Source organism: Mesorhizobium sp. WSM4832, from assembly GCF_055811115.1.
Genome location: NZ_JBVVQH010000020.1, coordinates 101,375 through 128,123, shown reverse-complemented (window position 1 = coordinate 128,123; position 26,749 = coordinate 101,375). Strand labels below are relative to the sequence as shown.

The following is a 26,749-nucleotide window of genomic DNA, read 5'->3' as shown; positions in this document are numbered from 1 at the left end:
AAACAATCCGCGCTCGCCGGGCTGCGCAACCCCGACCAGCTCCGCCCGGCGAGCGCTCCTCGTCTCGCTTATGCAAGGCGGGTCAGTATTATTCGCACTCCAATTAGGGGCCAAAGTTCGCCCCCGATTGACAGGTCAGATTCTCCTGCAGGTCTTCTGCAAAGCGCTGGCTGAAGCACACGTCGAAGGTGATGCTGATCGGCTTGTTCGCAGGCGGCGTACGCGTGAAGACCCATGCCCTCCTTCTTGTCGTCGAGCGCTACCTCGAAGCTGGCCCAGAACGGACCGTTCCCGCCCCCTCCCTTTAGGCCCGCAGCGGCACGGGTATTCGCGAGAGAGCGCCGGACGCATAGCCTCGCCTAGTGGCGATGCAGCCTTCGCTGCTCAAAGTCGACCGACGCGGCAGATCCCAATGCACGATGCGATCGCCTTCGTGATCACGTCACCTCGGAGGACGAGAAACGATTGTTGAGTCTCGGGTTCGAGCTGCCTCAGTCGTTCGTTCAATCGAAAGCACTGTGTGCGGAGGACGCTCTCCCTCATGCAGTGCCAGGAGACGCTGGCCGACTTCCTTATCCGCCGCCGTGAGCCGATGATTCAGGCGAAGAAAGTCCATCCAGGTTGGGGTGCGGAATGTCTCTGTCCAAATCGAAGGCGTTTGAAGGTTGCGCTGGAGTGTCCAGTTTCGCGCACCGGCACGGCTCTGAACATGGCGCCTTGCACGCATGTAGCCCAAAAAGGCCTCGATATTCTCTTCGGATATAAGATACTCGACCTTGACCACTATGGGACCACTCCTGGGCTTCAAATCGAGTGCCAGCTCCGGCGGGTGGAAATCCGAACTCTCCTGATCCGTTTCTTCCCATGGGCGGACCGGCAACAACATTCCCGCAGCTGCAACGAGCAACAGAGCGCCCGCGGCGCCCTCCAAAGCTGAAGCCAAGGAGTAGTTCTGTGCGACAGTACCCCAGATCCAGCTGCCGGCCGCCATGCCGCCTGCGCTTAAGGCGTAATAGATCGACAGTGTGCGGCCGACGACCCACCTTGGGCTTGCCAGCTGCACCGACACATCAATTCCCGTCCAGGTGATAAGCCAGCCCGCGCCACCAAGTGCCAGCGAAATGGCCGCCACAGCGACTGACGATGTGAGTGCAAGGGAAAGACAACATGCTGCACAAGCAACAGAGGCGAACGACACCAGCCTGTTTTGAGACGTGATCCGCCTCAGAAAGCTATTGCTCATGCCGGCGACGAAAGCACCCATGCCGAACCCGGCCAGCAAGATGCCGTAGATGATTGGGCCGCTCTTCAGCTGATCCCGGACGACTAGCGGGAGCAGCGCAAGGATGGAGATGCTTGCCAACCCGAAAAGGGCTGCACGGGCAACCGCCGCCCTGATTTCCAAGGACAAGACGGTGAAGCGCACTCCGTCATGAATTGCCATCGTCATTCGCTCACGAGGGAGAGGCGACGTGCGAACGTTCCATCTGGTGCGCCATATTGCAGTTAGCGGCGCCAGATCGCTCAGCGCTGCCAAAGCGAAAGCGGCCAGCGGTCCAAAAAATGCCAAGACCACGCCCCCCAAAGCCGGACCAACGCTGCGCACAATGTTATATCCGACAGACAAAAGCGTCACCGCAGCCGGGATGTCGCGCTTGTGAAGGATATCGCCAACAGAAGCGTGCCAGGCCGGATCATTCAAGGCAAAGCCGCAGCCGGCCAGGAAACCTAATCCGAGAATCAACCAGGGACCGGCAAATCCCAGACCCACGGAAATCATCAGCGTCGTTGACGCCAATGCTATCAGGCAGTGCCCAGCAAACATCACCCATCGGCGGCTGAAGTTGTCAGCGATGGCGCCGGCCAAGATAGAGAGGAAGAACACCGGCAAGGTTGATGCGGCCTGGACGAGTGCAACCATCAGATCCGAAGCGGAAATCGTGGCCATCAGCCAACTGATGGCAACCGTTTGCACGAGCCACCCGAGGCTGGATATTTGTGTGGCCGTCCAGATCGAGCGAAACACCTGGTTTCGAAACGGAGCGAGCGTTGTTGAGACAGGCAGATGAGTATTTTTCTCGGATTGCATGACGATTGATGCCTTCGAGGGCCGCTTATTCAATTCACGGCTGCCACTACTGCCGTTACGATGTTGATCAATGGATTAGAAGGGCCGACATATCGGTTAGGATGACCTCATCGCAATGAGGAGGGCGCGCATGAGCTCGGATACCTCCGTTTTCCTGGACCGGCGCCAACCACTCTTCACCCAGCAAGGTAGCCTCGCCGATCGTTCCTGCTCGACAAAAAATCGTCTGCAGGGTGATCGCTCTCGTTCACCGAGCCGGCGCCCATGTAACTTGCCGGCGAGTATTTTTTTGCATTGGGCCTGTGTTGCTAATGTCATTCGTGACCAATCCTGTTCATGGCCGTCGTACCGCTAAATTCCGAGGATGATGGCGCCTCCGGTGAGGCCGGCACCCGCCGCCGCAAGGAGAATCTTTTCGCGTGCCCGAAACGGCTGCGTGCGGTGGGCGAGCGACAGCGAGAGCGGGATCGTCGCGGCGGAAGAGTTGCCGTACTCGGCGATCGTCTTCACGATTGCCTGGTCCGCTATTCCGAGATTTTTCCCGACCACATCGAAAATGCGGGCATTGGCTTGATGCGGCACGAACCAATCGATGTCTTGCGACCGCATTCGGGCAGCAGTGAGTGCACCTCTCGAGCAGCCAGTCATCATCTCCACGGCCTTGGCGAACACTTCACGGCCGTCGCTGATGGTCATCCGGGTCTGCTCGAGGTCGAGATCGCCATGGAATGGTGTGTTGCTTCCTCCAGCAGGAATCTGGATCAGCCCGTAGCGCGCGCCGTCCGAAGCCACTGCGGCCCCGAGAATGCCCCGATCGGCATCCTCGCACGGACCGATCACCACGGCGCCGGCTGCGTCGGCAAACAGCACGGCGCTGGAGCGCTCTGCCGGATTGATGCGGCGGCTGAGGATGTTGGCGGCAATGACAAGGGTCGCTTTTCCGTGCAGGCGGGTGAAGCCGTCCGCGAACATCAGCGCATAGATGAAGCCGGCGCAGGCGCCGGTCAGGTCGACCGCGCCCGCCTGGCCGAGCCCGAGCCGATGTGCGACCAGCGGCGCGCTTGGTGGAAGGAGATGATCGGGCGTCGAGGTCGCGAGCAACAGCAGGCCGATGTCGCTGCGGTAGAGGCCGGCATTCGCCAACGCCATCGCGCCGGCAGAGGCGGCAAGGCCCGACAGCGTGTCTTCGTCCGCTGCCCAGAACCGCGACCGTATCCCGGTGCGGCGCTCGATCCAGCCGGGTTCAAGCCCGAGACGGTCTTCGATTTCCGAATTCTCCACCTTGCGCGCGGGCGCATGGTGACCGAACCCGAGGAGGCGCGACGATCGGCTCATGGCCTCGCCCCGAAACATTCCCCGGCCTCCTCGATGGCGTCATAGAGCCTGTCCAGCTCGTTGCCGGTGATGCAATAGGGGGGCATTAGATAGACGACCCTGCCGAGCGGGCGCACGAGCATGCCGCGGTCGAGGAAGAAAGCACGCAGTTTTGGCCCGATCTCGGCCAGATAGCCGGCAGAGCCGGTGCGCAGGTCGAGAGCAACGATCATGCCGGTGGCTCGGCAGTTGGTGAAACATGGATTGTCCCGGAACCGTTGCAGCCCAGCGGACTGCTTTGCGCTCAAGGCCGCGATCCGCTCGGCCACCGGCTCGTCACGCCAGATCTCGACATTGGCAAGTGCGGCCGCGCAAGCGATCGGATTGGCGGTGTAGGAGCTCGAGTGAAAGAAGGTCTTCTTCCGGTCCTCGGAGTAGTGAGCCTGGAAGATGGCTTCGGTGGCGAGCGTGGCGGCCAGTGGGATGACGCCGCCCGTCAAGCCCTTCGAGGTGCACAGTATGTCCGGCGAGACGGACGCCTGCTCGCAGGCGAACATGGTTCCGGTTCGTCCCCAGCCAGTCATCACTTCGTCGGCGATCAGCAGCGTGCCGGAGGCCTCAGCGATCTTCTTCAACTCGGCCAGAACCCAGGCCGGATACATCAGCATGCCGCCGGCGCCAAGCACCAGCGGCTCGACGATCAGCGCAGCCGCGCGCCGGTCGCGGCTCACAGCCTCGAACCGATCCAGGGTTTCCTGCTCGCGCCCGGTGGCTGGGAAGGGGATGGTGTCGACCTCGAACAGCAAAGGCTCGTAGGCGGCGTTGAATACACTGCGGGCGCCGACGCTCATCGTGCCTATCGTGTCGCCATGATAGCTGTGCTCCATGACGACGATGCGCGAGCGAGGCGCGCCGACGTTGCGGAAATAACCGAGCGCCATCTTCAACGCGACTTCGACGGCGGTCGAGCCACTGTCGGAATAAAACACCCGGTCGAGGCCGGCGGGAGCGAGGGCGACAAGCGCTTCGGCCAGCCGTTCGGCTGGCTCGTGGGTGAAGCCGGCGAAGATGATCTGGTCGAGGCTCGATGCGGTTGTCTCGATGGCCTTCATGATGCAGGGATGGCGGTGGCCATGGGTGACCACCCACCAGGAGGAAATGGCGTCGAGGATGCGCGTGCCGTCGGCCATGTGAAGATAGGCGCCTTCGGTCAGCACGATTTCAGGGATCGCCGGCTCGAGCGCGTGCTGGGTGAATGGATGCCAGACATGGGACCGCGGCATCATTCGCCTCCGGTGATCAGGGCAAGGTCGAAGCCAGCGACCATTGCGTTCCTCAGCGTTCCATCGGTCAGCGGATCGAGGTGCGGTAGCCTGCCGAGCTGCGGCACGCCGCCTAACTCCACAATTGTCCTTTGCGTGTCGGCTACCTCTTCGCCGATGAAGGCGATGCCTATGAGCGGAATGGATCGCGCCCGCAGGGCCTCAATCGATAGCAGGGTGTGATTGATGGCGCCGAGCCCGGTGCGGGCGCAGAGGATGACCGGCAGTTGCCATTCCTGGAAAATATCGATGAACTTTGTCTGTCGATTAAGCGGCACCATCAGCCCGCCGGCGCCTTCGATTACGAGCGGTGTCGGTAAGACCGGAAAAGCAAGATCCGCCGCTTCGATGGCGACACCGTCGATCTCGGCCGAGCGATGCGGCGAGAGCGGGCTTTTCAGGCGATAGGCCTCCGGCAGGACGCGCCCCGCGGGCAAGCCGGAAAGCCGGGCAATGACCTCGCTGTCGGTTTCGCCGTCGAGACCCGATTGCACCGGCTTCCAGTAGAAACCGTCGAGCAGGCCGGTGAGCCCGGCCGCAAAAACGGTCTTGCCTATTCCGGTATCTGTTCCGGTGACGACGAGGCGCATGGTCATACCGAGGCCAACGCTTCGGCGAGCGCCTCGACCATGGCCGAAATGTCGGCTTCGTCGACGTTGAGCGTCAGCGAAATGCGCAGGCGCGATGTTCCCTCGGGCACGGTCGGTGGACGAATGCCGCGGATGTCAAAGCCGCGCCCCTGCAAGGCTGCCGCCAGCGCCATCGTGCGTGCGACGGCGCCGATGACAACGGGCTGGATCTGCGAGCCGCTGGGCATCACGCCGCAGCGCTCGGCCAATTGCCAGCCCGCGAAGGAAATGCGCTCGCGCAACTGAACGCGGCGCGTCGGCTCCTCGGACACGATCACCAGCGCTTCGCGCGCCGCGACAGCCATCAGCGGCGATGGTGCGGTGGCATAGATGAATGGCCGGCAACGGTTGACGAGATAATCGCACAGCACTCCAGGCCCGGTAACCAGAGCGCCGGATGCTCCGAGCGCCTTGCCGCATGTATGGAGGGCTATGATATTGCCGCGGCCCTCGAATGCGGCGGCAAGGCCGTGGCCATACGATCCCCAGACGCCGGTAGCATGCGCCTCGTCGACGACAATGAAGGCCTCATGCCGATCGGCAAGTGCGACGAAGCTCTCCAACGGTGCGAATTCGCCATCCATGCTGTAGAGGCTTTCGACCGCGATCCACACGCGCCCTGTGCCGCCATGTGCGCGCCAGCGCTTGATCGCATCCTCGACAGCGTTGACGTCGTTGTGCCCGGCCATAACGAACTGGGCTCGCCCCGTCCGCGCCCCTTCATGCATGCTGGCATGGGCGAGCTCGTCGAGGATCAACAGATCGCCCTTCTGCGGCAGTGTGCTCAGCAGTGCGAGGTTGGCGATGTAGCCACTGCCGAAGAACAACGCGCGTTCGGTCCCGAAGAATGCCGCCGCGTCCGCCTCCAGTGCCTCGTGTTCCGGTGCATTGCCGCGCAATAGCCGCGATCCGGTGGCGCCGACCGGAGTACCTCGTCCGATCGCCCCTGCGACTGCTTCGCCAAGTCTCTTTGAGGCGGCAAGTCCGAGATAGTCGTTCGAGGAGAAATCGAGCCCGGTGCGCGGCGAAAGCGTCCGCAGCCGATCCTTGCGCGCCAACCCCTGCAAGGTCGCCTCAAAGCGGGCAAGCGGCGGCTCGTTCATTTGGCCTCACATTCCATCGGCTCGATGCCGAGACGCTGAAATAGAAGCCTGTCCTTGTCCTCGCCGGGATTGTCCGCCGTCAACAGCGTGTCCCCGACGAAGATCGAGTTGGCGCCGGCAAAAAAGCACAGCGCCTGCGTCTCGTCGGTCATGGCGGTGCGACCGGCCGAGAGCCTTACATAGGATTTCGGCATCAAGATGCGGGCGAGCGCAATGGTACGGACGAACTCGATCGGATCGATGGGTCTGGACTGGCCGAGCGGCGTGCCATCGATCGGGATCAGCATATTGATCGGCACGCTTTCGGGCGGCTCAGGCAGATTTGCGAGCGTGATCAGCATGTCGATGCGGTCGGCCTTTTCCTCTCCCATCCCGACAATGCCTCCACAGCAGACCTTCATGCCGGCCTTGCGCACGTGCTCCAGCGTTTCCAGCCGGTCGGCGAAGGTCCTGGTCGAGACGACCTCACCGTAATGGCGCTCGGAGGTGTCGATGTTGTGGTTGTAGTAGTCGAGGCCTGCCTGCTTTAGACGGGTGGCCTGCTCAAGATCGAGCATGCCGAGAGTCATGCAGGTTTCCATGCCGAGCGCCTTCACTCCCTCGACCATCGCCACGACCGCGTCCATGTCGCGCGCCTTGGGGTTTCGCCAGGCAGCGCCCATGCAATAGCGCGTGGCGCCAGCCTCACGCGCCTTGGCCGCCTCGGCGATGACACGCTCGACCTCCATCAGCTTCGACGCTTTCAGGCCAGTTCCGTGATGCGCAGACTGGCTGCAATAGCCGCAATCCTCCGGACAGCCGCCGGTCTTGATGCTCAGCAGCCGGCTGAGCTGCACCCGGTTTCGATCGAAGTTCTGCCGATGGATGGTCTGGGCCAGAAAGAGCAGATCGTTGAACGGCATGCCGTAGATAGCCTCGGCCTCTTTGCGGTTCCATCGCGCCAGCACTCCGTCAATCGGTTCCAGGGCTTTGTTCATCCCCACTTCGTTCCAATCGTCATCGTCAAACATTCTTTGTTTCTGGTTCCACGAACCCATGCCCCAGTCTGTCGCCCGGCGAGCCTGTTCCGAGAGGAGCCATCGATCAGCGCAATGCGCCCGCAGCGCGTCGAGGGCAGGCCGCTCGGGGTGCAGGCTCTTGCAGCACCTTGTCTCGCCTGCTGCTCCGGGGCTGCTGGCTCTTCATTATTCGTTTCCATCAGTTCAGGCTGCAGCTGTGCCCGCGGGCCGGCATATCCAGGCCGATGTCGAGAATCGGCGCGCTGTGTGTCAGCCAACCGACGGAGATGAGATCTACTCCGGTCGCCGCGATTGCCGGGGCGGTGATCAGTGTCACCCGACCGGAAGCCTCGGTGATGACGCGGCCATCGACTATCGCCACGGCGCGCGCAAGATCTTCGACCGACATATTGTCGAGCAGCACTGCGTCGATTCCCAGCGCGAGCGCTATATCGAGCTGCTCCAGCGTGTCGACCTCGACCTCGATCTTCACCATATGGCCCGCGGCGGCGCGCGCTCGCTCTATTGCCGTGCGAATGTCGCCGGCGATGGCGATGTGGTTGTCCTTGATCAGCACGGCGTCGTCGAGCCCGAAACGGTGATTGGCGCCGCCGCCGACACGCACGGCGTATTTCTCAAGGGCGCGCAAACCGGGTGTCGTCTTTCTTGTGCACACGATCTTTGCCTTGTGGCCACGCACAGCCTCGACCATCGCGGCTGTGGCAGTGGCAATGCCGCTCAGGCGGCAAAGAAAGTTAAGCGCCGTGCGTTCGGCCGTGAGCAGGCCACGCGCCGGTCCGCACAACTTGGCAATGATCTCGCCGGCTGCGACATCGCTGCCGTCCGGCCGCCAGATTTGCATTTGGATCGCAGGCTCGACGAGCAGCAGGGCGAACGCAACCAGATCGAGGCCGGCGACGATTCCCGTCTGACGCGACTTGAGCATCAAAGTGGCCGTGCAATCATGCGGGATCACCGCGTCGCTGGTCAGGTCGCCGCATCTGCCCAGGTCTTCCAGGAGGGCACCGCGCACGATCGGTTCAATCACGGTCGAGGGAAGGGGTGCGATTGGTCTCATATCAGGTGCTCCGTGTCCGTGCCTGCCACCCAACTGCTAGCGCGCCCTGCATTGCGCCACTCAGTGTCAGCCGGGCGGCGCAGGTCTCTGCATCGCGCCCGGGGAAGTCAGCCCGGAAGTGCGAACCACGGCTCTCCTGGCGCCCTAGCGCTGCCATGGCGATCATAAGCGCGACCAAGGCCGGATCGGATGCTGCCTCGTTGCCAGCTGCGATCGGCAGCAAGTTCGCTACCGCCTCGCGCAGCGCGTCGCCGTCCCGAATGATACCCAGCGCGGTGGAGACGACCGGGCGGATGCAGGAAGGATCTGGCCGGGCAGGCACGAACGTGGAACATGCGCGCCGCCGTTTAACGTGAGATGTGCCGGCAACGCTTTCAGCAACCCAGCTCGCGGTGACCACCGCTTCGGTGAGCGAATTGCTGGCGAGGCGGTTAGCGCCGTGCAGGCCGGTACATGCGACCTCGCCGCATGCCCACAATCCCTCGACGGAGCTGCGACCGGCCGCGTCAACGGCAACGCCGCCCATGTGGTAATGGGCTGCCGGGCGCACTGGGATAGGGTCGACGGATGGATCGATGCCTGCCTCGCGGCACAAATGGGCTATGGCCGGAAAGCGATTGTCAAATCTCGGGCCGAGGCATTGCCGGGCGTCCAGGAACACGCGGTGCCCGCCCGTGATCTGTTGCCACACCGCACGTGCGACCACGTCGCGAGGTGCAAGCTCGCCGCCCGGCGTTTCAGCCAGGAAGCGTTCTCCCGCTTCGTCAATGAGCACCGCGCCTTCGCCGCGAACCGCCTCGCTCACCAGCGGCATCGGCCGGCGCGGACCGTCGAGCGCGGTCGGGTGGAACTGCACGAATTCCAAGTCGGCGAACTCCGCCCCGGCCCAGGCGGCGAGCGCCAGCCCGTGCCCGCATGAGCCAGGCGGATTCGTGGTATCGCAAAACAGGCCGCCGATGCCACCGGTCGCCAGCACCGCCCGGCGTGTGGGCAAGACGATCGTGCCGGTGCACGAAACTGCGAGCACGGCGATGATTCCCCCGTCTTCCACGACGAGCCGGCGAGCCTCCGTGTCTTCCAGGACGGTGATCGAGGCTGTGCACCGCACCGCGGCGATGAGCGCGCGGACCAGCTCGCGACCCGTGGCGTCGCCGTCGACATGAACGATGCGCGGATGCGAGTGCGCCGCCTCAAGCCCGAGCCGCAACTGCCCGTCAGAGTAGCGGTCGAAGGCAAGGCCGAAGTTTTCGAGGGCCTTAATCGCGTTGGGCGCAGCTCGGACAACTCGCCGCACCGTCGCCTCGTCACAAAGCCCATCACCGGCTCCAAGTGTGTCGCAAAGATGAAAGTCCGGGCTGTCCTCGCCGCCAAGACTTGCCGCAAGACCGCCTTGGGCGAGCGCACTGCAGCCCCCGGTCCCCAGTGGCGCGTTGGACAGAAGCACGACCGGCTCCGGCGCCAGGTGAAGCGCCGTCATCAGGCCTGCGACGCCTGCGCCGATGATGATCGGCGCCCCGCCGATGTCGTGAATGTCGCCGCTCATATCGAAAGCATGCGCTCGACCGCCAGGCGCGCGCGGCCGGCGATCCCGGGCTCGATCCGGACCTCGTGCCGGTTCTCCTCCAGCGCGGAGCGAATGTTGGCGAGCGTAATACGCTTCATATGCGGGCAAAGATTGCAAGGGCGCACGAACTCGACGTCGGGGTGCGCGACCGCGATATTGTCGCTCATCGAACATTCCGTCATCAGGACCACGCGTGCCGGCGTTTCTCGTCCGACATAGTCCGACATGGCGGCGGTCGAGCCTGAGAAATCCGCCTCTAGGACAACTTCTGGCGGACATTCGGGATGGGCGAGCACGATGACCCCTGGATGTGCATCGCGCAATTCCCGGATGTCGGCAGGGGTGAAGCGCTCATGCACCTCGCAATGACCCTTCCAAGCGATGATCTCGACCTGTGTCTCGGCGGCGACATTTTGCGCCAGATACTCGTCCGGCAGCATGATCGCACGCCCCACGCCGAGCGATTCAACCACCATCTTAGCGTTGCCCGAAGTGCAGCAGATGTCGGACTCCGCTTTGACGGCGGCGGAAGTGTTCACGTAGGCGACGATCGGCACGCCCGGATAACGTTGGCGCATCAACCGCACGTCTTGGGCGGTGATGGCCTCTGCCAGCGAGCAGCCGGCATCGAGATCGGGTATGAGCACGGTCTTGCCCGGGTTGAGGAGCTTGGCGGTCTCGGCCATGAAATGGACGCCGGCCAGCACGATGACTTCAGTATCGACCGTCACAGCCTTGCGGGCCAGTGCTAAGCTGTCGCCGACGATGTCAGCCACGCAGTGAAAGATCTCGGGCGTCTGGTAATTGTGCGCCAGGATGACTGCATTGCGCTTGCGCTTCAGCGCGAGGATCGCCTCAATGTCGTCGGCAAAAGCCGACCATTCGACTGGCGGGATCACCCGCCGGACACGCTCATACAGGGACGCGGCCGTAGGTAACGCCCCAGTCATCAGCGCCTCCGATTATATTCGATCTGACAATAAGGGGAATATTTCTACCTTGACTATAAGGTATGTCAACCCCGAGACATTGGCAATTTTGTCCCGGCGAAAACCCTTTCATCGAGCACGGCACGGCGGAAGCGATAGAGCTTCGCGGGCCGCCCACCCGTATCGACTGACGTGTCGCCAGTCTCCTCGACCAGGTCTTGCTGCTCGACAAGCCTGCGGAAGTTCGGCTTGTTGATCAGTCTGCCAGCCAATGCTTCCACGGTTCGCTGCAGCTGGAGCAGCGTGAATGTCGGTCTCATGAGCTCGAACACGACTGGCCGGTATTTGATCTTGGAGCGCAGCCGCGTAATGCCTGTCGCCAGGATGCGGCGATGGTCAGCGACCATCGCCTTGCCAGAGACGGTCGCAGGCGGAGGCGCAGCCTCCCCAACGCTGGCCTCTTCGACCAATCCTGCTTCATAGAGCAACTCATAGCGTTGGAGCGTGAGCTCCTCGTTCCAATGGTGGTCGTCAAAGCCGAAGGCGATCGCCACCCTCTGCCGGCGTTCGCGTTGCCTGTCCGGATCGCCGGCGCCGTCTGCCCATTCAATCAGGCGCGCCCGCAGAATATCGAGTCCGACCGGCGGCGTGCCGGAGCGGTGGTCCTCCCATGGAAAATACTCGTACCAGCTTTGCCAGCCGCATGTGGATGAGGCCGTTGCCCATTCCTTCCGGGTGAGTGCGAGATAGCTGATCGAGATGACGCGCTGCTGGCGCTCGGGGCCGACACGGTCCCGATCGGCGAAGGTGTAGAGTTGCTCGATGTACCCGAGCGGATGGCCGGTTTGCTGTTCGACCCACCCCCGCAAACCGGATTGCGGCGATCGGTGCTCGAGAGCAAATGGTCCGGAGGGCAAGGTGTCCGCCTGACCGACTGTGAGGAGACAGGGCTCACCGTCGTTTACGGCGACGACCACCGCGATCAGGTCCACTTTGGCTTCGTCGGCCTTCTCGTCGGCTCTATCTTTCCCGGTTCGTTTTCGGTGGTCTTTCATATTCGCGAACGTGGTCGGCCCCCAGCTCGGCGAGCTTTAATCGATTTAGTGTAAGCGTGGCTGCCTGTACGTCAACACCGCACAGCTGGACGGCATTTTTTATCTCTTCGCACTTGCACAAAAATATGCCAAACGCGACACGGGCGGTTGGTAACGCAACGGAAGGGAGGCCTGGATTGAGCGCAACGGGTGATGCGAAGGCAATCACGCCACCGGATATCCGCTTGCGGAAAGGCCAGGCCCCACTCGTCTGCCTCACTGCCTATACAACCCCGGTCGCCAGGATGGCCGATCGACACTGCGATATTGTTCTCGTCGGGGACAGCGTCGGCATGATAATGCACGGGCTGTCCTCGACGCTGGGGGTCAGCCTCGAGATGATGATCATGCACGGCCAAGCCGTGCGCCGTGGCCTGCAACACGCGCTGATGGTCGTCGACCTGCCGTTTGGTTCCTACGAAGAGGGGCCGCAGCAGGCCTTCCGCAACGCGGCCCGCCTTATCGCAGAGACCGGATGTGCGGCGGTGAAGCTCGAGGGCGGCCAGACCATGGCCGATACGATAGGCTTTCTCGCCGCCCGCGGCGTTCCTGTAATGGCCCATGTCGGCTTGACGCCGCAGGCAGTCAACATGTTCGGCGGCTACCGCGTCCAGGGGCGGGGAGACGATGCCGAGCGGATCAGGCGCGACGCTGCTGCGGTCGCGGAGGCCGGCGCTTTCTCAGTGGTGCTGGAGAAAGTCCCCGAGCCGCTCGCACGTCGCATTAGCGCAGAGATCGCCATCCCCACCATCGGCATCGGCGCCTCGCCAGCCTGCGACGGGCAGATTCTGGTGAGCGACGACATGCTCGGCCTCTTTACTTCTTTCCGGCCGAAATTCGTCAAGCGCTACGCCGAACTAGGCGACCAGGCCGATGCGGCGATTGCGGCTTATGCCGCCGACGTCAGGGAACGGCGCTTTCCGGCGGCCGAACATCTCTACGCCAACGAGACCAAGGCCGGAGACGTTACTTGAGCGTGCCGATCGTTCGAACCGTTGCCGAGCTCCGCGCTGTTGTTGCGGGATGGCGTCGCTCAGGCGCCCGTGTCGCCGTTGTGCCGACCATGGGGGCGTTGCACGAAGGCCATCTGAGCCTCGTGCGTGCCGCGCTTCAGAAGGCTGAGCGGGTAGTCGTGACGCTGTTCGTCAATCCTAAGCAGTTCAACAGTGCCGCCGACCTTGCCGCCTATCCCCGGACGGAAGACGAAGATGCTGCCAAACTCGTGCCGACAGGCGCACATCTGCTCTATGTGCCGGATGCACACGAGATGTACCCAGCTGGCTTTGCCACGACCGTTACGGTGTCCACCCTTAGCGAGGGCCTGTGCGGCGCCTTCCGGCCCGGCCATTTCGACGGCGTGGCGACGGTGGTGGCCAAGCTCTTCCTGCAGACCGGCGCTGACTTGGCCTGTTTTGGCGAAAAGGACTTCCAGCAGCTTCAGCTTGTCAGGCGCATGGTTCGGGACCTCGGCATTCCGATCGCCGTGGTCGCATGTCCAACGGTCCGCGAACCCGATGGTCTTGCGCTATCGTCGCGCAACGTCCGGCTCTCGCCAGCACAACGCGCCATCGCCCCAAAGCTGGCTTCGGTCTTGCTCGACACGGCTGAGCGGCTGGCGCGCGGCTCTCCTGTCCTGCCCATGCTTGATGAAGCGCGTGCAGCAATTCTGGCGGCAGGCTATCGCGAGGTCGAGTACCTGGAACTGCGTGGCGAAACGGACCTGCAGCCGTTAGCAAGGCTTGACCGACCGGCACGGCTGCTTGTCGCGGCTTGGCTCGGGGACACACGGCTCATCGACAACGTCGCAACATCCCCGGTTGGTGAGTTGGCAGGTTCGCGGAGTTCGCTTCAACCGGAAACAGCAAAGTAATGCCGGCGAGGATGGCGAAGTCGTCCCCGTCGCGTCGGTGCGGGGTTGTTTAGGCCGGGGTCTGCGCCCGCCATCGAGCAACATTTGAGGAGGTTGCGCAAAGGGCAGATGTATCGCGTGTTTGAAAACTTCGTCGAGCAACTCTCAGAAAGCGTCGATGCTGTCGATCTCCATGAGGCAATGGCGTCCGCCGCAGCCGGATTCGATTTTCCGCTCTTCGCCTATTTCAGTTATCCGTCCGCCTCCGGCCAGACGCCGCGATTGATTTCAAATTATCCTTCATCCTGGACATCACACTATCTCCGACTGCGCTACCACAGCCATGATCCGGTGATCCTTCGCGGGCTGCAAGGCTGGGATACTTTTGACTGGGGCGTGGATCGACCTCACCAGTGTCTGCCGGCCTCGCAGCAGGAAATTCTGGAAAAAGCAGCTCACTTTGGCATTCGCGGCGGACTGACCATGTCCCTGCATGACCATCGCGGCCGGTTTGCTGCGCTGACGTTGGCCTCCGACCAGTCCCGTCCGCCTCTTTTGAGGTCGCTTACACGCTACGAAAAGGCCTTGCAGCTGGTCGCAATCAGCTTTCATATGCATGCCCGGCGCAGGCTAGCCGAAGATCGCGTGGTCGATGGCATAACGCTCACTCCGCGGGAGTTTGAATCGCTGAAATGGGCGGCGCGCGGTAAGTCGGCCTGGGATATCAGCCAGATCCTCGGTGTCTCCAAACGCACCGTGACGTTCCATCTGGAAAACGCCAAGGCAAAGCTTGGCGTGCGAACCATCAACCAGGGCGTGGCGCGGCTGACTGCTTCCCGTCAGTGGAGATCCTGACTCCTTTTTTCGGATAGCTGTAAAGGTCTACAGGCTGCATCAATGCCGGCTTTGCTCTTCGATGCGGGAACACATCCTGCACGGAGGCTACGAATGATGCAGCTGATAACACCTGAACTCTACGGCGAGTTTCCAAACGAGCTCAAAGAAATGCACGGGCTCAGGCATCGGGTCTTCAAGGAAAGGCTAGATTGGGAAGTTGAGACCGAAAGCGAGATGGAAACAGACGCGTTTGACCGCCTGAACCCCGTCTATCTGCTTCTCAAGGGATCCGACTGGCGAATTTGCGGTTGCGTCCGTCTTCTCCCGACTACCGGACCGACAATGTTGCGCGACAGGTTTCCGATGCTGCTGGATGAGAGTGCGGCGCCCGCGAGTGCCGGCATCTGGGAGAGCAGTCGTTTTGCACTCGATCTCCCTCCATCAGCGCCTAAGGCTGGTGGACTTGCGCAAGCAACCTACGAGCTCTTCGCCGGCATGATCGAATTTGGCTTGGCGAACAATCTCACTCGGATTGTGACAGTCACCGATACGCGCATGGAACGGATCCTGCGTCTCGCGACGTGGCCGTTGTCGCGCATCGGACAGCCGAAGCCGGTCGGTAACACGGAGGCCGTCGCCGGATTTCTCGAGATTTCCCACGCCAGCCTGTTGCGCATCCGCTGGAAGGGACGTCTCAACGGACCGGTGTTATGGCAACCGGTTCTCGGCCTGTCGGCATAGCGCCTAACGATGCTCGGCTTGACCCATGCTCCTGCCCGCGGCTCCACGAACTGTCGACTGCTGACCGGACTGGGGTCGTTGCGAAGGTTACGACTTTTCGGTTAATTCATCGACCGGTGAGTGGTGGCTGCGACATGCCGGGGAGCTGTCACGACGGCCATGGTTTCAGCGCTCGGCAAGCATCGAATTCCTGCTCAAGACTATGAGCAGCCGCCGGGATCGCGCAGCAACTGGTACGGTACAGCCGATCAGGGCCATCTTCGGCAGGCAAGTTGTTCGGACTTGATCAGAAGCAGTTGAACCGCCATATACCCGTCCGGCCGCCAGTCAGGTTGCCCATGGACAAGACCGAACCGGTCGAATTGATGTCCATTTATTCGACTTGCTAAGAGCGCCAACTCGGGAGGAACTCTTCCGAGCTGTCAGGCGACCTTTGCTCTCCTTCGAGGTGGTATATGAACGATTCGCGCATTCCCGAGCCAGTCTTGACGGCTATGTTGGAGGGAACCCACATCGTCCGTGCTTACCGTGAGCACCTTGGATATTCCGTCGAGGATCTGGCGGTCGCCTGCGGGTTAGCGGCTGAGGAAATCCTGAACATTGAGTCCGGCCTGAGATACAACAAGGGTTATCGAGATCGGATCGCGAAATCGCTGTCCCTACCCGTGGGAATTCTTGAGGCGGACATGCGGGACGCGGCCTGATCAGGGGAAGACTTGTTGCCCGTTGGGTCTGTCGGGGAGCAGGCCGCGTGCGAATCAACTGAATTGGTGTTTCGCTGGCGACAGGATTTAATGAAACAACGGAACCACCGATAAGCGCATGACGCATATTTCCCTCGACGGGGCAGCGACGGCAATTGCGCTTTCGCCGACGCGCCGGCCTTGCCCCGAGGAGTTGCACCAGCGCTCGACCTCCAGGCTCGATAATCAACGCGCCGTTCTAAAGCGGCGGCACGCGCGTTGAGGCGTGTCCCTGTGCAGAGTTCGTATGAGCGCCGATTGCACTTTTCCGGCTCGCGCCCAATCTAAAGCGCCAAGCAGTCGCACTGGCGGAACATGCCAGCTGCTCGGACGCCAGGCGGATGGAAAACCCGCAGATGCATTCAATTCAATGCAACTGCTAAGCGTATGACCCGCATGTCGCAAGGCGCTTAGGAAGAGACCGGCATCGACGGTGACATCAATCTTGGCCTGCATTGGCAGGGGCATGCTGGTCCAGTTCTCCAACGGCGAAATGAAATGTGAGAAAGTGGCATTGACCGGCCAAGAGCGGGTGACGAAGCCTTGTCTGTCTAAACGCGACCACACCCGTCTGGTCGCCTCGATATCGGAGGGCTGCGATCCGCTGGACCTCCGGGTCGCCGTCGACCCGCACGTCGAAGACCCCCTGGCTCCTCGTGGCTATCTCTGCGGCTTTTTGGTTAAGCTTAGGGAGAGTGAGCGGACGCTTTCGACCGCCATCTGGAAAATTGCCAAATCCAGTTCATCGCCATGTAGGATATTGCGCGCAACACAGAGGTGATTGCAACAACGCACACGGCTTGTTCGCAGGTGTCGGCTCGCGACCAATCCTTTAGCTGGTTTGGCCGCTCGGCCACTGACGGATTCGTGTCGCGGTCGAATAATCCTGAAGCGGGCGCGCGCGCTGTCCATGAACTTGGGCTTTGCAATACCGCCGTTGACCAACTCCTTTCCTTCCTCGTTGCTTGCCGATTCGCGGCTGGCCTATGCAAGCGTCCGCTCTCGAAACCTAGATTTCGAAGGAGCCATGCCGCGAGGTCGCTCCGCATCTGTCCTTCTGAGCATATGCTTGGGCTTGGACATCCACGAACGAGGCTCAGCCTGTCGGGACCTGCTGCACCACCTTCTGCACCACGGTACGTCAGCGCATCAGACTCCCACCGGGTTCACAAAGTTGGCTCGCTGGGCTAGGGGGAGCGCAGAGAAATCTCCGGTCGCAGCCTTACCCGGTCAAAACAAGGATACCACAATGAAGACTCTCGTCATCTGCTCCGGCGGATTGGACTCCGTTGCCCTTGCTCACCGCCTGGCAGCGGAGCACGAACTCGCCGGCCTGCTGTCTTTCGATTACGGCCAACGGCACAGGAAGGAATTGGGCTTCGCCGCTCTCTGCGCGGAGCGACTGAACACTAAGCACCAGATCATCAACATCCCCGAAATCGGCCGCGGCCTTTCCGGTTCAGCGCTGACCGACAATGTCGACGTACCGGACGGACACTACGCCGAAGACACGATGAAGATTACGGTGGTGCCGAACCGGAATGCCATCATGTTGGCAATCGCCTTCGGTCTTGCCGCCGCGCACAAGGCCGAGGCGGTGGCGATGGCCGTACATGGTGGCGACCATTTCATCTATCCAGATTGCCGTCCGGCCTTCATCGAAGCTTTCCAGGTGATGCAAGACCGCGCGCTCGACGGCTATGCGGGGATTCGCCTTTATACGCCTTACGTCAATCTCACGAAGGGCGACATCGTCGGGGATGGAGCAAGACACGGAACCCCATTTGCGGAGACCTGGTCGTGTTACAAGGGCGGCGAGCGTCACTGCGGACGGTGCGGGACCTGCGTGGAGCGGCGCGAGGCGTTTCATCTCGCGGGGCACGCTGATCCAACCGACTACGAAGACGCCGACTTCTGGCTCGAGGCGCTGCAGAGGAGGAGCGCCTGATGTTCCGTATCACCAAGGAATTCCACTTCTCGGCCTCGCACCAGCTCACCTTCTTGCCACCCGATCATCAGTGTGCGCGCCTGCACGGGCATAACTACATCGTCGAAGTGGAGCTATCGGCGAAGGACCTGAACGCGCACGGCTTCGTGCGCGACTATCACGATCTGGCGCCGCTCAAACGCTATATCGACGAGAGCCTCGACCACCGGCACCTCAACGAAGTGCTGGGACATGAGCAAGTCACGGCGGAATACTTGGCCAGACATTTCTATGAATGGTGCAAGGCACGCCTGCCGGAAACCGCGGCCGTGCGGGTGAGCGAAACCCCGAAAACCTGGGCGGAATACCGGCCGTGACGGACACGCGTCCCGCAATCCGTGTGAGCGAGATATTTGGGCCCACGGTCCAGGGCGAGGGAGTGCTCATTGGTTTGCCTACGGTCTTCATCAGAACCGGCGGGTGTGACTATCGGTGTTCATGGTGCGACAGCCTCCATGCGGTGGACAACCAATTCCGCCACCAATGGGAGATGATGCCAATCGACACGGTGTGGCAAAGCGTCGTTGGGCTTTCCGGTGGCCGCCCTCTGATGGTGTCGCTGTCTGGCGGCAATCCGGCCATTCAGCCGTTCGGTGCGCTGATCAAGCTTGGCCATGGTGAAGGCTACCGTTTTGCGCTGGAAACCCAAGGTTCGGTGGTCAGGGACTGGTTTGCGGATCTTGACGTGCTGGTTCTCAGCCCAAAGCCGCCGTCAAGCGAGATGAGGACGGATTGGGCTGCATTCGAGGCGTGCATAGAAGCGGCGCAGGAGCAGCCGCAAATCGTGCTCAAGCTCGTTGTTTTTGACGAGAGTGACTACGCCTACGCCAAAGACGCCGCCGCGCGATTTCCGCACCTTCCGGTCTATCTGCAACCCGGCAATCACACGCCACCGCGCCCTGGCGATGACGAAGACGCACCTGTGGACCTGGACGGAATAATCAAACGCATGGAGTGGCTTGTGGAAAAGGTGACACGCGACAGGTGGTTCGAAGCGCGCGTGTTGCCGCAGCTACATGTTATGCTCTGGGGAAACAAGAGAGGCGTCTAGTCTCGCCGGCGGTGCCCGAGGATGGCAGCAGCCTTCGACCGGAGCCGCCGCCAGGGAGAAGCCTTGAAGCGAGGAAGCGGCCGCCCGATCCGGTCAGGGATAGAGACTATTGGCTCCAACAAGCCCACAGCGTTAACGCCGGAGCTGGTAAGCCCACTTGTCCGGCCTTAGGTGCACCGAGCCAACTCGCCGACACGCCGCAGCGCCTGCCGATGCGCTTCGCCCAATTCGCCCCCCAGCCCAATACGGATGCCGTGGCGAAAGTAGTTCGTGGCGCTGAACATTTTCCTTAGGCGATCACGATATTCTGGCATGCAGGCCTGAAAGAGTTCGAGCGGACCGACGGTGTTCGGAAACCCGACCCAGGCGACGACCCGCTCTGCGGATCGGTGACCTTTGTGCCTTCCGCGATCCGCCCGCACTTCGTCGAAACCGGAGAGCAGTGTGAGCATGTCGCAGCGCCCGAGAGGGCTTGCTGGATCATTGGAAAGGTATCTCTATCCACGGCGTGGATGCGTCTCATCCGAACAAACGATTGTATCAATCCTTCGAAATCTCGCATTGACGACAGCACACCACACACACTGACCACCCGTCACCAATATCGTGTGCCGACTGCGAAAAAGAGCCCGAAAGGAGAAAATCTTTCCATGAGCTCAGACGTGCGATGGAAGTTGTTCTGGAAAAATGAGTCGTAGGAGGCCGACTACTTCGAATCCTCTGACTTCTCCAGAACGATTTATGGACCGACTGGGGTCTTCATCGCAAAGTCATTCGAATGCGGCCGAGCCGTTGCGATGGTCCGCTTTGCACATTCGAGATGACTCATGTAGCGGCGAAAATCGGGCGGCAGCAGCGCTCTTCGTTATCGACGCCTACACCGCAGACTAACTCGATAATCAATTGGGTATTGGCGAGTTCCACAAGCTCAATCAGGGACGATTTTCGCGACGCGGCTGGCTGAGGCATGGCGCGGCGTCCAAGTCAAAAGGCATCACTATGGACAGGAACAGAATGGCTGATCAACTCGCGACAGAAATCATTGCCACGATCAAGAAGCGCATCGAATTGGAAAACGGCGAGGGAAGTGTATCCGTCATCGGCGAAATAACGACTGCCACGGAACTGACCTCGCTCGGAGTCGATTCGCTGGGTCTGGCGGATCTCCTCTGGGATGTGGAGCAGGCCTACGACATCAAGATCGACATGAACTCGGCCGACGCCTGGTCGAATCTCAAAAATGTCGGCGACATGGTGGAAGCCGTCCGCGGTTTGCTCGCGAAGGAGGTCTGATTGAACAGGCGAGTCGTCATCACTGGGATGGGCGGGCTTTGCGGCCTAGGCAACAACGCCGCCTCTATTTGGAAAGAGATGCGCGAAGGCCGCTCCGCCATTCGCCCGATGGTCACTTCCGAGCTTCATGAGATGAAGGGCACTGTCGGTACCGAGATCAAGGAGCTGCCGAAGCACGACATCGGCCGCAGCCAGCTCGTCTCCATGGACCGCCTCAGCTTGCTCGCTGTGCTTGCAGCGCGCGAAGCCGTGCAACACGCCGGACTTTCCTGCGACAAGGAAAATCCGTATCGCTTCGGCGCGACAGTGGGCGTCTGCGGCTGGGGCTGGGGAACGGTCGAAGAAACCTACCGCGCCATCTATTTGGACGGCGCGAAGCGCACTGGCCTCTACGCTGCACCAAAGGGATTGCCGAGCGCCGCTGCCAGCCAGGTCAGCATGAGCCTCGGCCTGCGCGGCCCGGTCTTTGCCATCGCGTCTGCATGCGCATCAGCCAACCATGCGATCGCTTCGGCGGCGGATCAGATCAGGCTCGGCCGGGCCGACGTGATGCTTGCCGGAGGCGCCGAAGCGCCACTCGTAGCCGTTCAGCTGAAGGCATGGGAAGCAATGCGCGCCCTCGCTCCGGATACTTGCCGGCCCTTCTCCGCCGACAGGAAGGGAGTGGTGATAGGTGAGGGTGCGGGCATGGCCGTGCTGGAAAGCTATGAGCATGCCGCGGCGCGCGGTGCGACAATGCTTGCCGAGATTGGAGGCATCGGCCTTTCCGGCGATGCCTTCCACATCGTCGCGCCATCCATCGAGGGGCCGGAGGCCGCGATGCGCGCTTGCCTTGCCGACGCCGGGCTGAATGCCGAGGACGTGGATTACCTCAACGCCCACGGCACCGGCACCAAGGCCAACGACCGAACTGAGACGGCGGCGATCAAGCGCGTCTTCGCAGACTATGCCTATTCGATGTCTGTCTCGTCCACCAAGTCCATGCACGCGCATTGCCTCGGCGCGGCGAGCGCACTTGAAATGATCGCCTGCGTCATGGCGATCCAGGAGGGCGTCGTACCGCCGACCGCCAATTATCGCGAGCCAGACCCCGATTGCGATCTCGATGTCACGCCCAATGTAGCGCGCGAGCGCAAGGTGCGCGTGGCGCTGAGCAACGCCTTCGCCATGGGCGGCATGAACGCAGTCTTGGCGTTCAAGCAGGTGTAGAAGCCATGCGAGATGCCTCCAGCAACTCTATCTCTCGTATTCAAATGCTTGCCGGATCACGATTGTGAAGGACGTGGCCTTGGACCGCCTCGGTGAATGCGCCAGGTGCCCCGTTTTCGCAAAATTCTCAGCTGTTGAAGCGGCGTGGACGTACCGCTGCCCGGAAGGTTAAGCGAGGCCCTTCGATTAGGCTCGACGGTTTGTCCAAAGCTTTACCCGACAATGTCTAGAGGCACGCCGCCAGTGGCCGCTTCCTTGCGAAGCCGGTCCTTAGAAAGGGAAATCGATAACAATGTTCGATCTGACCGGCCGGAAGGCGCTCGTCACCGGGGCAAGCGGTGGAATCGGCGAGGCCGTGGCGCGGGCGCTGCACGCGCAGGGCGCAACCGTCGGCTTGCATGGCACGCGTGTCGAAAAGCTCGAGGCGTTGGCTGCCGAACTTGGAGAGCGGACAAAACTGTTTCCGGCGAACCTCTCGAACCGCGACGCGGTCAAGGCGCTGGGCGCAAAGGCGGAAGCCGATCTCGAAGGCGTCGACATACTGGTCAACAATGCCGGCATCACCAAGGACGGGCTTTTTATCCGCATGTCGGACGCGGACTGGGACGCAGTCCTCGAGATCAACCTGACCGCCATGTTTCGGCTCACCCGCGAACTGACCCATCCGATGATGCGCCGCCGCAACGGCCGCATCATCAACATCACGTCCGTGTCCGGCGTAACCGGCAATCCCGGCCAGGCGAACTATTGCGCCTCAAAGGCTGGCATGATCGGCGTTTCGAAATCGCTGGCGCAGGAGATCGCGACACGCGGCGTGACGGTGAACTGCGTGGCGCCGGGCTTTATCGAATCGGCCATGACCGACAAGCTGAATGACAAGCAGAAAGAAGCAATCATGGCCGTCATTCCGGCCAGGCGCATGGGCACCGGCGTGGAAGTCGCCTCGGCTGTGGTCTACCTGTCCTCGAGCGAGGCCGCCTACATCACCGGCCAGACCGTTCATGTGAACGGTGGTATGGCAATGATTTAGCATGAGAAGTTCAGTGCCCCGATGACGCGTATCAACAGTGGAGGAAGGTTCCCACCCGGATAGCAGTCGGTTGGTCTGGCAACTGACGAGCGGGTCGGCGGCAACTGGCCGGGTCGAAGCCTCGTGATCAAGGCCGCCCTGGGCGGAGATTGAGATCAAGCTCTTTGAAACGCATGTCTTTTCTTATCCATCGCGTGGAACGCATTCATCGAAACAAACGATTTTGCCAATTCTGCGTAACGTCGCATAGGAAGATTTCAAAGACGTAAGTCAAAGGTGGCTGTCGATGTTTGTATTGGCTCCGAGCAATATTCTTCCGGTGTACGCCTTCCGGTGTGCTCGCAACACAGCGGATTCGCATATTCATCGTGGCTAGTTTCTTCGGTGACCTGCGCAAGCTACATCGAGCCGACTCGATGGGACAAGCGCCCCTCTGCTAATTTAGGCGCTTTCAACAAACAGCAACAAAGATGAGGTTTTTCCATGTGCTCTGACGTGCAGTGGAGGTTGTGCTGGGAAAGTGACTTGCAACAGGCTGACCATGTCCAACTCTCCGAGTTTTTCCGAAAGACCTACGGACCGACTGGGGCCTCCAACTCAGAGCCATTCGAAGGCGGCCGTAGCTGGGCCGGTGCGAGGCCGGAACTCCGCGCAATCAGCTACGACGCGCACGGCGTAGCGGCTCATATCGGCATACTACGCCGCTTCATCAAGGTTGACGAGGTCGAGGTCCTGGTGGCTGACATGGGGTTGTACGGGGTGCGTGCGGATCTTGAGGGACAAGGGATCGGTCATTCAATGCGCGTTTTATATCCAATATTGCGGCAGTTCGGAGTTCCATTTGCTTTCGGCACCGTTCGGCACGCGATGCGGAATCATATGGAGAGGTTCTGCAGAGACGGCCTAGCAGCGATTGTGTCGGGCGTTCGCGTGCAGTCCACTCTCCCAGATGTGTATCTCGACCTGCCGCCCACGCGAGTCGAGGACGTGCTGGTCGTAGTTGTGCCGATTGGACGCGCGATGAGCGAGTGGCCGTCCGGCACCCTGATCGTTAGGAACGGCCCGGAGCTATGAAACCTATGCCAAAATCGGTTCTTGCCGTTGCGTAAGGTCCGGCGTTTTCCGATGTGCGGGAACGACTTCCAGTCTCACCTTGAGGCGACGAAATGAGGGGGCAGCAATGGTGGCTGGCGAACCCAATGACGTGCGCGTTAAGCGTTGCGATGGGGGATGGGTCGTTCATATTGTTGAGGACGGCAAGCTGACGGTTCTTCGGTTCAAGACACAGTCTCCCGCCGAAAATTTCGCTGATGGCCAACGAGGCAGGCTCGGCCTTGCTGCCAAACCACCGGTCGACGAACGCTGATATGTGACCGGATCAGGCGTTCGACGGCTGGTAAGCGCTTGGCGCCGGCGGGAAACACTTTGCCGAAGGCCCACTCCAGTGCTGCTTGCGCCCGTTCGGCTGGCCATATTCGGGATGGTGGTTGCACCTACGATGTCGAGCTGCTTTCAGCGGCCAGCCGACCGACCCTGGATCTAACCTTATCGTCTCGTGTACACGAAAACGAACTCTGCAGCCTTGCATCAGCTTCAATGGCGCGACATGCGGTATCGGCCAGTGGAGTGGCCGACAGGGCGACCATGACGGCGCTGTGTTCGCACCAGCTTGACGCGATGCCGAGTGCCGTGCGGTCGAGCGGGCCTGTTTTTGATTACGGCCAGCACCGACAGGAAAGGCTCCACCGCCTCACCAACGAAGGTCCGAGCCGAACCAATCAATGTTTGATTTGCCCCCAGCTATTCGCCTCGCTCGTTGTGTCGCGGCCCCGACATATCGGAAGCCCGACAGCCGGCTCAGAGACACTTGATCTCGATACCGTATTTCCTCAGCGCGTAACCAATTTGGCGCGGCGTCAGTCCAAGCAGGCGCGCTGCCTTTGCTTGTACCCAGCCGGATCTTTCCATGGCCGCGATGAGACGCTCGCGATTGGTCATCTCCGCGTCGCTTACGAGGCCTGGCCGAAGAGGCGCTGTTAGTGCCTGTTCGCTCCCAACAAGCGGGGCCGCAACAGCGGCCGAAGGAAAAGCACCAGACGATTGCATTGCCGGGTTCAGTGTCGATGGTGCGATCGGCTCCAATTTCGGCGCTGTCTCCTTCGATGCGTTCTTCCATAGCATCGCGGAAAGGCATTGGCCGTGGCAGCAGTCAAAATCCTTTCTGCCGATTGATGCTCCCGCTGCCAGGGTCGCTGTCCGTTGCACGCAATTTTCAAGCTCGCGGACATTGCCGGGAAAAGCACAGTTCATCAGCACGTCAGTCGCACTCGCATCGAAGACCAGCGTACGGCCGTTCTCGCTGTTGAAATTCTTGAGAAACTCAGCGGCAAGGAGCGGAATATCACCGCGTCTTTCGCGCAACGGCGGCACCAGCAAAGGAACAACGCTGATGCGATAATAAAGATCGGCGCGAAACTCGTTCCTTGCAACCGCGTCTTCCAGGTTCCTGTTCGTGGCGCCAATCACGCGGACGTCGACCTTAATCGTCTGGTTGCTGCCGACGCGCTCAAACTCCTGCTCCTGCAGCACGCGCAGCAGCTTTGCCTGGAACGAGGCCGAAATCTCGCCGATCTCATCCAGAAACAACGTTCCCTTGTCGGCGAGCTCAAACCGCCCCTTGCGCGAATTGAATGCACTGGTAAAGGCACCCTTTTCGTGACCGAACAGTTCGGATTCCAGGACTGTCTCCGGGAGCGCTGCGCAATTGAGCTTGATGAACGGCCGCTTGGCGCGCCCCGACAACTCGTGAATGGCCTTGGCGACCAGTTCCTTGCCGGTTCCGGATTCGCCGCGCAGCAAAACGGTGCTGTTGGACCTGGCTACTAACGCGACCTTCTCAAGCAGCCTGAGCAGCGCCGGGCTGTCGCCAATGATCCCCTTGACATGAGGCCTTTTGCCCTCATGTCCAGGCTGCTTGAGTTCGCCAAATTGCTTTTGCGTGCGGATTTTCTCGGCCATCAGTCGCTCACGGTCGGACGCGAACATGCGCTGCAGCTTCACTGTCTGCCCGACCAGATTGGCGATTGTGGTAAGGAGGCGGAGGTCGTAATCGAGGAGGGAAGCTGATTTGTTGTCCAGGATGCGGTCGATGGTCAGCGTGCCCACGACGTTGGCATCGACGCGAATGGGTACGCCGATGAACGACACTTTGATGTTGTCGGACGCCCCGAGTACGTCCTTGTCGGCAGCGTTGAAGGCCGGATCCAGCGCTATGTTCTCGGCGACGAGCGCCATTCCCGTCGTTACGATCTGGTCTATCGCCGTCCGTGGCAGATGCTTCCGGTAGCGCTCATCACTGCCTTCGCTCCAGCCCGCGCCGACGGTCATCTCCGGTGCGCCGGCGCCATCGAAGAGCGAGATGATGCCGTGCCTCACCTGCACCAACGATGGCAGGAGATCGACGACGTTGGCCAACATCGGTTCGAGCGCAGAGGGGCCGGTGAGTGCTTTTGATGTTTCAAAGCTCTCTGGCGCCCTCTCGTCCAACGGCACAATACGGACCACGTGATTCGACTCGCACTTTGAATTAGGCATTTTCATTTTTGGAAGCGATATGCAGCGTGACGAGATCTACTTGGCAGTTTGCTCGGAGTTGCGAGCATCGTATTGCATGTGATCATCCATCTCGCGCCAAGGGATCGATGCTGGAGGCAAGTGCGCCTATTATCGAGCCCGTCGATTTCCTCGGCGAGTCGCATTCGTGAGCGTCTACGCTCCGCAGGCCTAATCGACGAGTTTGCTCGCCTCGGCCTGGCAGCCGGGCATTCATTGAAGCACGAAAAGGCCTTGATGGAGATAATCGTGACGCTTGGTCGGCCAGCGAGACGGA

25 protein-coding genes and 1 pseudogene are annotated in these 26,749 nt (G+C 61.2%); 13 read left to right on the top strand and 13 right to left on the bottom strand.

The features are described 5' to 3' along the window. Nucleotides 1-442: 442 nt before the first annotated feature. The 10 genes from AC0L2L_RS25405 to AC0L2L_RS25360 all read right to left on the bottom strand — a co-directional run bounded on the left by AC0L2L_RS25405 (nt 443) and on the right by AC0L2L_RS25360 (nt 12,081). Nucleotides 443-2,089 (bottom strand): MFS transporter, encoded by a 1,647-nt coding sequence (locus tag AC0L2L_RS25405; RefSeq protein WP_473582183.1) that lies wholly within the window; start codon nt 2,087-2,089, stop codon nt 443-445. Between the two features lie 351 nt (nt 2,090-2,440). Beyond that, nucleotides 2,441-3,424 (bottom strand): beta-ketoacyl-ACP synthase III, encoded by a 984-nt coding sequence (locus AC0L2L_RS25400; RefSeq protein ID WP_473582182.1) that lies wholly within the window; start codon nt 3,422-3,424, stop codon nt 2,441-2,443. After that, nucleotides 3,421-4,686: an adenosylmethionine--8-amino-7-oxononanoate transaminase gene (locus AC0L2L_RS25395; RefSeq protein ID WP_473582215.1), complete on the bottom strand. Its 1,266-nt coding sequence runs from the start codon at nt 4,684-4,686 to the stop codon at nt 3,421-3,423. Before AC0L2L_RS25395 ends, AC0L2L_RS25400 begins: the two co-directional genes overlap by 4 nt. After that, nucleotides 4,686-5,321: a dethiobiotin synthase gene (bioD, locus tag AC0L2L_RS25390; protein WP_473582180.1), complete on the bottom strand. Its 636-nt coding sequence runs from the start codon at nt 5,319-5,321 to the stop codon at nt 4,686-4,688. Before bioD ends, AC0L2L_RS25395 begins: the two co-directional genes overlap by 1 nt. After that, a complete protein-coding gene (locus AC0L2L_RS25385; RefSeq protein ID WP_473582178.1) occupies nt 5,318-6,457 on the bottom strand; it encodes an 8-amino-7-oxononanoate synthase in 1,140 nt (379 codons plus the stop codon). The genes bioD and AC0L2L_RS25385 overlap by 4 nt, the downstream gene beginning before the upstream one ends. Beyond that, nucleotides 6,454-7,434 (bottom strand): biotin synthase BioB, encoded by a 981-nt coding sequence (gene bioB, locus AC0L2L_RS25380; protein WP_473582176.1) that lies wholly within the window; start codon nt 7,432-7,434, stop codon nt 6,454-6,456. Before bioB ends, AC0L2L_RS25385 begins: the two co-directional genes overlap by 4 nt. A 220-nt stretch (nt 7,435-7,654) precedes the next feature. Then, a complete protein-coding gene (nadC, locus tag AC0L2L_RS25375; protein WP_473582173.1) occupies nt 7,655-8,533 on the bottom strand; it encodes a carboxylating nicotinate-nucleotide diphosphorylase in 879 nt (292 codons plus the stop codon). 1 nt (nt 8,534) lies between these two features. Next, nucleotides 8,535-10,076, bottom strand: a complete 1,542-nt coding sequence (locus AC0L2L_RS25370; protein ID WP_473582171.1) for an L-aspartate oxidase — start codon at nt 10,074-10,076, stop codon at nt 8,535-8,537. After that, on the bottom strand, nt 10,073-11,047 hold the full coding sequence (gene nadA, locus AC0L2L_RS25365; RefSeq protein WP_473582169.1) for a quinolinate synthase NadA: 975 nt from the start codon (nt 11,045-11,047) through the stop codon (nt 10,073-10,075). The genes AC0L2L_RS25370 and nadA overlap by 4 nt, the downstream gene beginning before the upstream one ends. Nucleotides 11,048-11,112: 65 nt before the next feature. Further along, nucleotides 11,113-12,081, bottom strand: a complete 969-nt coding sequence (locus AC0L2L_RS25360) for an NUDIX hydrolase (RefSeq protein WP_473582167.1) — start codon at nt 12,079-12,081, stop codon at nt 11,113-11,115. Nucleotides 12,082-12,257: 176 nt separating this feature from the next. On the opposite strand from AC0L2L_RS25360, the gene panB reads away from it, so the two are divergent. The 5 genes from panB to AC0L2L_RS25335 all read left to right on the top strand — a co-directional run bounded on the left by panB (nt 12,258) and on the right by AC0L2L_RS25335 (nt 16,251). Next, nucleotides 12,258-13,094 (top strand): 3-methyl-2-oxobutanoate hydroxymethyltransferase, encoded by an 837-nt coding sequence (gene panB, locus AC0L2L_RS25355; RefSeq protein ID WP_473582165.1) that lies wholly within the window; start codon nt 12,258-12,260, stop codon nt 13,092-13,094. Further along, nucleotides 13,091-13,990: a pantoate--beta-alanine ligase gene (gene panC / locus AC0L2L_RS25350; protein WP_473582163.1), complete on the top strand. Its 900-nt coding sequence runs from the start codon at nt 13,091-13,093 to the stop codon at nt 13,988-13,990. Before panB ends, panC begins: the two co-directional genes overlap by 4 nt. Nucleotides 13,991-14,098: 108 nt before the next feature. Then, nucleotides 14,099-14,824, top strand: coding sequence for a LuxR family transcriptional regulator (locus AC0L2L_RS25345; protein ID WP_473582161.1), 726 nt, complete (start codon nt 14,099-14,101; stop codon nt 14,822-14,824). A gap of 93 nt (nt 14,825-14,917) precedes the next feature. After that, nucleotides 14,918-15,547: an acyl-homoserine-lactone synthase gene (locus tag AC0L2L_RS25340; RefSeq protein ID WP_473582159.1), complete on the top strand. Its 630-nt coding sequence runs from the start codon at nt 14,918-14,920 to the stop codon at nt 15,545-15,547. 455 nt (nt 15,548-16,002) lie between these two features. Next, nucleotides 16,003-16,251, top strand: coding sequence for an XRE family transcriptional regulator (locus AC0L2L_RS25335; RefSeq protein ID WP_473582157.1), 249 nt, complete (start codon nt 16,003-16,005; stop codon nt 16,249-16,251). 414 nt (nt 16,252-16,665) lie between these two features. Here the strand turns inward: AC0L2L_RS25335 and AC0L2L_RS25330 are convergent. Further along, nucleotides 16,666-17,010: pseudogene (locus AC0L2L_RS25330) on the bottom strand (hypothetical protein); the annotation flags it as partial. A 529-nt stretch (nt 17,011-17,539) separates the two neighbouring features. Between AC0L2L_RS25330 and queC the strand changes: the two are divergent. From queC to queE, 3 genes are read left to right on the top strand one after another with little or no spacing between them, the layout of a single operon-like run. Then, complete coding sequence (gene queC, locus AC0L2L_RS25325; RefSeq protein ID WP_473582155.1) at nt 17,540-18,238, top strand: 7-cyano-7-deazaguanine synthase QueC; 699 nt, start codon at nt 17,540-17,542, stop codon at nt 18,236-18,238. Then, nucleotides 18,238-18,594, top strand: coding sequence for a 6-carboxytetrahydropterin synthase QueD (queD, locus tag AC0L2L_RS25320; protein ID WP_473582153.1), 357 nt, complete (start codon nt 18,238-18,240; stop codon nt 18,592-18,594). The genes queC and queD overlap by 1 nt, the downstream gene beginning before the upstream one ends. Continuing rightward, nucleotides 18,591-19,328 (top strand): 7-carboxy-7-deazaguanine synthase QueE, encoded by a 738-nt coding sequence (gene queE, locus AC0L2L_RS25315; protein ID WP_473582151.1) that lies wholly within the window; start codon nt 18,591-18,593, stop codon nt 19,326-19,328. Before queD ends, queE begins: the two co-directional genes overlap by 4 nt. Nucleotides 19,329-19,495: 167 nt before the next feature. On the opposite strand, the gene AC0L2L_RS25310 is transcribed toward queE, so the two are convergent. Then, entirely contained in the window at nt 19,496-19,780 is a 285-nt protein-coding gene (locus AC0L2L_RS25310) for a hypothetical protein (RefSeq protein ID WP_473582149.1), read from the bottom strand. Nucleotides 19,781-20,342: 562 nt separating this feature from the next. Between AC0L2L_RS25310 and AC0L2L_RS25305 the strand changes: the two genes are divergently transcribed. The 5 genes from AC0L2L_RS25305 (at nt 20,343) to AC0L2L_RS25285 (ending at nt 24,226) form a co-directional block, all read left to right on the top strand. Continuing rightward, the gene (locus AC0L2L_RS25305) at nt 20,343-20,621 is read left to right on the top strand and encodes an acyl carrier protein (RefSeq protein ID WP_473582147.1); all 279 of its coding nucleotides are present in this window, start codon (nt 20,343-20,345) and stop codon (nt 20,619-20,621) included. After that, entirely contained in the window at nt 20,622-21,830 is a 1,209-nt protein-coding gene (locus AC0L2L_RS25300; RefSeq protein WP_473582145.1) for a beta-ketoacyl-[acyl-carrier-protein] synthase family protein, read from the top strand. A 292-nt stretch (nt 21,831-22,122) separates the two neighbouring features. Further along, nucleotides 22,123-22,860: a 3-oxoacyl-[acyl-carrier-protein] reductase gene (gene fabG, locus AC0L2L_RS25295; RefSeq protein WP_473582143.1), complete on the top strand. Its 738-nt coding sequence runs from the start codon at nt 22,123-22,125 to the stop codon at nt 22,858-22,860. Nucleotides 22,861-23,343: 483 nt separating this feature from the next. Beyond that, nucleotides 23,344-23,934 carry a NodA family N-acyltransferase gene (locus AC0L2L_RS25290; protein ID WP_473582142.1) on the top strand — a complete coding sequence of 197 codons (591 nt, stop codon included), beginning with the start codon at nt 23,344-23,346 and terminating at the stop codon, nt 23,932-23,934. A gap of 106 nt (nt 23,935-24,040) precedes the next feature. Continuing rightward, nucleotides 24,041-24,226: a hypothetical protein gene (locus tag AC0L2L_RS25285; protein ID WP_473582140.1), complete on the top strand. Its 186-nt coding sequence runs from the start codon at nt 24,041-24,043 to the stop codon at nt 24,224-24,226. A gap of 491 nt (nt 24,227-24,717) precedes the next feature. Here the strand turns inward: AC0L2L_RS25285 and nifA are convergent, their stop codons facing one another. Further along, entirely contained in the window at nt 24,718-26,460 is a 1,743-nt protein-coding gene (nifA, locus tag AC0L2L_RS25280) for a nif-specific transcriptional activator NifA (RefSeq protein ID WP_473582138.1), read from the bottom strand. Nucleotides 26,461-26,749: the final 289 nt, after the last annotated feature.

Excerpts from the sequence above, each read along its gene's own strand:
- AC0L2L_RS25395 (WP_473582215.1), bottom strand. The coding sequence starts at position 4,686 with ATGCCGCGGTCCCATGTCTGGCATCCATTCACCCAGCACGCGCTCGAG.
- nadA (WP_473582169.1), bottom strand. The coding sequence starts at position 11,047 with ATGACTGGGGCGTTACCTACGGCCGCGTCCCTGTATGAGCGTGTCCGG.
- AC0L2L_RS25285 (WP_473582140.1), top strand. The coding sequence starts at position 24,041 with ATGGTGGCTGGCGAACCCAATGACGTGCGCGTTAAGCGTTGCGATGGG.
- nadC (WP_473582173.1), bottom strand. The coding sequence starts at position 8,533 with ATGAGACCAATCGCACCCCTTCCCTCGACCGTGATTGAACCGATCGTG.
- bioB (WP_473582176.1), bottom strand. The coding sequence starts at position 7,434 with ATGAACAAAGCCCTGGAACCGATTGACGGAGTGCTGGCGCGATGGAAC.
- AC0L2L_RS25345 (WP_473582161.1), top strand. The coding sequence starts at position 14,099 with ATGTATCGCGTGTTTGAAAACTTCGTCGAGCAACTCTCAGAAAGCGTC.
- fabG (WP_473582143.1), top strand. The coding sequence starts at position 22,123 with ATGTTCGATCTGACCGGCCGGAAGGCGCTCGTCACCGGGGCAAGCGGT.
- AC0L2L_RS25310 (WP_473582149.1), bottom strand. The coding sequence starts at position 19,780 with ATGCTCACACTGCTCTCCGGTTTCGACGAAGTGCGGGCGGATCGCGGA.
- AC0L2L_RS25335 (WP_473582157.1), top strand. The coding sequence starts at position 16,003 with ATGAACGATTCGCGCATTCCCGAGCCAGTCTTGACGGCTATGTTGGAG.
- AC0L2L_RS25360 (WP_473582167.1), bottom strand. The coding sequence starts at position 12,081 with ATGAAAGACCACCGAAAACGAACCGGGAAAGATAGAGCCGACGAGAAG.
- AC0L2L_RS25305 (WP_473582147.1), top strand. The coding sequence starts at position 20,343 with ATGGCTGATCAACTCGCGACAGAAATCATTGCCACGATCAAGAAGCGC.
- AC0L2L_RS25385 (WP_473582178.1), bottom strand. The coding sequence starts at position 6,457 with ATGAACGAGCCGCCGCTTGCCCGCTTTGAGGCGACCTTGCAGGGGTTG.
- queC (WP_473582155.1), top strand. The coding sequence starts at position 17,540 with ATGAAGACTCTCGTCATCTGCTCCGGCGGATTGGACTCCGTTGCCCTT.
- AC0L2L_RS25290 (WP_473582142.1), top strand. The coding sequence starts at position 23,344 with ATGTGCTCTGACGTGCAGTGGAGGTTGTGCTGGGAAAGTGACTTGCAA.
- AC0L2L_RS25405 (WP_473582183.1), bottom strand. The coding sequence starts at position 2,089 with ATGCAATCCGAGAAAAATACTCATCTGCCTGTCTCAACAACGCTCGCT.
- AC0L2L_RS25340 (WP_473582159.1), top strand. The coding sequence starts at position 14,918 with ATGATGCAGCTGATAACACCTGAACTCTACGGCGAGTTTCCAAACGAG.
- nifA (WP_473582138.1), bottom strand. The coding sequence starts at position 26,460 with ATGAAAATGCCTAATTCAAAGTGCGAGTCGAATCACGTGGTCCGTATT.
- AC0L2L_RS25370 (WP_473582171.1), bottom strand. The coding sequence starts at position 10,076 with ATGAGCGGCGACATTCACGACATCGGCGGGGCGCCGATCATCATCGGC.
- queD (WP_473582153.1), top strand. The coding sequence starts at position 18,238 with ATGTTCCGTATCACCAAGGAATTCCACTTCTCGGCCTCGCACCAGCTC.
- bioD (WP_473582180.1), bottom strand. The coding sequence starts at position 5,321 with ATGACCATGCGCCTCGTCGTCACCGGAACAGATACCGGAATAGGCAAG.
- AC0L2L_RS25400 (WP_473582182.1), bottom strand. The coding sequence starts at position 3,424 with ATGAGCCGATCGTCGCGCCTCCTCGGGTTCGGTCACCATGCGCCCGCG.